The sequence below is a fragment of the Collinsella aerofaciens genome, assembly GCF_039758965.1.
GTDB classification, from domain to species: domain Bacteria; phylum Actinomycetota; class Coriobacteriia; order Coriobacteriales; family Coriobacteriaceae; genus Collinsella; species Collinsella aerofaciens_BR.
Genome location: NZ_JBDMSL010000044.1, coordinates 1 through 3,219 on the forward strand (window position 1 = coordinate 1; position 3,219 = coordinate 3,219).

The 3,219-nt window shown below is 59.6% G+C and carries 3 protein-coding genes; all 3 read left to right on the top strand.

What is annotated here, in order from left to right; all coding sequences use genetic code 11:
* Positions 1-576 (top strand): hypothetical protein (locus ABHU32_RS09880; RefSeq protein ID WP_346979801.1); only part of this gene is annotated, 576 nt, incomplete at its 5' end.
* Positions 577-1,117: 541 nt separating this feature from the next.
* Positions 1,118-2,488 carry a MobV family relaxase gene (gene mobV, locus ABHU32_RS09885; RefSeq protein ID WP_346979802.1) on the top strand — a complete coding sequence of 457 codons (1,371 nt, stop codon included), beginning with the start codon at positions 1,118-1,120 and terminating at the stop codon, positions 2,486-2,488.
* 228 nt (positions 2,489-2,716) lie between these two features.
* Positions 2,717-3,219 (top strand): hypothetical protein (locus tag ABHU32_RS09890; RefSeq protein WP_346979803.1); only part of this gene is annotated, 503 nt, incomplete at its 3' end.

Consider the following 3,219-nt stretch of genomic DNA (forward strand, 5'->3'; position numbering starts at 1 on the left):
CACGGACTTCTTAAGACGCTTGGGACGTGTGTGTCCAAGGCTCGGCTCAAGCGCTTTGACCTTGCCTACGACATTCCGGTGAGCCGCTACGACTGCCGCTTAAGCAAGGACAGGCGCATGTACAAGTCCGTCATATCGAATGGCATCACGGAGTATCTGGGGGTCAAGAACACGCCCGCATACGTCAAGGTCTACGACAAGGCCGCCGAGCTGCATCTTGATACGGACAAGGTGCAGCTGACGCGCATCGAGATGACTTGTGATGGCGAGTGGACTGCGGAGCAGCTTGAGGAGCACTGGCCGCAGGTGCACGCGTGGCACAGTGAATCTGGGACAAAGGATTACATTCGCGTGATTGGAATCATGCTGGCCGAGAAAGCCGAGAGAAACGAGGACGTTGAGACGCTCATCAATATGCTTGGACGCACCAGCCGGCCAAAGGTACGCGAGTACCTGCGCACGCCGTGCGTGAAGCTGCCGGATGGAGCTGCCGCCCTGCTGCTGGCGGAAGCGAAAAGCTGGTGCGGCGCGGTAGGCGGGTCAATGGAGCAGGCGGTGACTACGGGGGCGGAGTAGTTCCGCATAGCGGATCTACGTAGCCCTCGTTCACCGGCTGCGGAATTGACGCGGCGGTCGAGCCAAAAGACAGACTGGGATAAGGGTCGATGGGCACACCTGCTCCATCGACCCTTTCCTTGCCCAAGTCTGCGAGCGCGGGAGGGCTGGATATCGGATTCCCATGGGCGAGGTACTACGACCTCGCCCATGGGAATCCGATATCCGATACCGATACCGATAGTGATTTGTGGGGTGGTTTGGAGGGGCGCGCTCATTATTTTTCGCTAACTACGTCCGAAAAATAATGTGACAAATGACAAATGACAAATCAGGTTGAGCGGGGGAGTTTGAGGGGGCTTGCCCCCTCATTCGGCGCTTGCGCCGATGGCCCGCACCTCATGAGCGACGCCGCGAATGAGTAGGGCTGGGGGGTCTCGGGGGGAACGCCCGAGCGGGTCAAGGGCGGCGCCCTTGCACGTGCCAAGCGTAGCTTGGTATAACGTGACTATACCAAATGTCGCTAACGCACCTTTAGGTGGTTCGAACTCGGGAGTTTGACATGACCGTAGCACCCTTGATTGCCATGAAGTCGACCAAATGCGAGAGCCTTGAAGCCGTGGGCAAGGAGCTGGACAGGCGGGCGCACACCTACGCCAACGATGTTGACCAGAGCGGCCGGCATGTCGGGTACCTGTGCCGCGCGGGGGACGAGAGTCCCGTTCCGCTCGAACAGGCCATCGAGCGCCGTATGGGCGAGCTAAACACGAAGAGGAAAATCAGGGACAACCAAGTTCGCGCGATGGGGTTCATCGTGTCGACAAACGAAGCGCTTCCGGACGAGGAGACGGCCAAGGAGTTTCTTGACAGGTCGGTTCAGTGGTTCGGTGCGCGGTACGGCTATGAGAACTTGCTCGCCGCCCAGATTCATCTGGACGAGGGCACCCCGCACGTGCACATCTGGATCGCCCCGGTCATCCACGGCGAGGACGGCTACGATCGCCTGTGCGCCAAGGAGCTGTTCGCGCCCGACAAGCGGCGCAAGAACGCCGAGGGCAAGTGGGAGGTGACGGCCCAGGGAACCATGAGCAGGCTTCAGGAGGACTTCTGGGAGCAGGTCGCGAAGCCCTACGGGTACGAGCGCCCAATGCGCCACGAGCTGCGCGCGAAGGGCTACAGGAGCCTTGACGCGTACAAGGTGCAGGTCGGCACCACGAGGGCGCTCAAGTCCGAGATAGAGACCCTTGAGGGCGAGAGAGACAAGGCGAAGCACGGGGCGATAACGGCGAAGCGCGAGCTGGACGGCCTTGAACAGCTCAGGGTTGAGTCCAGTGTCAAATTGGGTGCCGTGAACGCCAAGGTCGATGAAAAGCGGGCGCAGGCTGCGGAAATCGACCGCCGAATCGCGGAGAAAATGGCCGAGCTTGACCGCTTGAACGGCGAAATCGGCGAGAAAATCGAGCTGCGCAACGAGGTGGGCGAAAACCTCCAGCGCGAGCAGCGGCGATTGGAGTCGGTTCGGCAAGCGGCGGGACGGCTTGAGGAGGACGTTGAGGAGCTGGAAGCCATCGCTTCCCTCGCTGACCAGTTCGACCACGCGGGACGCTTTGAGAAGCGCGGAATCATCGATGAAATCGCTGCTCGATGCGATGGACTCCGAGGACGAGTTGAGCGGGTCGTTGAGGGAATCAGAGGAGCGGTTGGACGGCTTGAGGTGGCAATTGCGGACCTCTCCCGAAAGCTCGCGCCGAGAAGTGCGCGGATGACAACAAGGGCGCTCAAACGCGATTTGGCGGCCTTGGAGCGCGATTACGGGGAAGACGATGACAGAAGCCCCAAAGCCCGTGCTGCGGAAGCCCAGAGGGCTGCTAGGGCGCGGGATGCGAACCGTGACGATAGACCGCCGCAGCGGTCGTGGAGTCAGAGCCGCTAGAAACGAAAACGCCCGCCCAGCCTTAAGCCAGGCGGGCGGGTCGTTCGTTTGAGGTACAATTCGGCAAAGGCGAACGGGGCTCCTACCCCCCGACGCTGACACTGAGGTCACGACTCAAATGCCACCGTAGTACCACGGCCCCATTCTAGCACGCGGGCATCTGACTACAGCAAACTGGCAAACCATATCCGAGTTTGTGACCTCCCGAGACCCGGGAGGTTTTCTTTTATGAGCGGCGAAAGTAAACAAATTGATGAAGACGAGAATGGCCCCGAGAACGGCGGCATGAAATCCGGCCCTTGTCTAATAGCCGGATTTCATGCACTTTCGTGCACTTCCCCTAGCTACTACAACCCCTATAGGGGTGTAAATAAAAATACGCTGTCGGTCGATATGGTTCGACTTTCTCTTACCTTCAAGGGTGACCGTGGCGAGTGGTTGAGCCGCAAGGGAGCGCAGCTCACAGACTGCGACGAGATGAGCGCTTGGACGTCGAAAATCAGGCCGGGCGGGTGGTATGAGCTGTGGAGTTTCGCTTTGGGCGGCAGCTCGGTCGCGCTCGGCATCGGGTTTATGGAACCGTCCTGCAAAGTCAACATGCACAAGGGCTTTATCGAGTTCAACCCGAACAAGGTTGCTGGCGATAAAAGGTTCCACGGACTTCTTAAGACGCTTGGGACGTGTGTGTCCAAGGCTCGGCTCAAGCGCTTTGACCTTGCCTACGACATTCC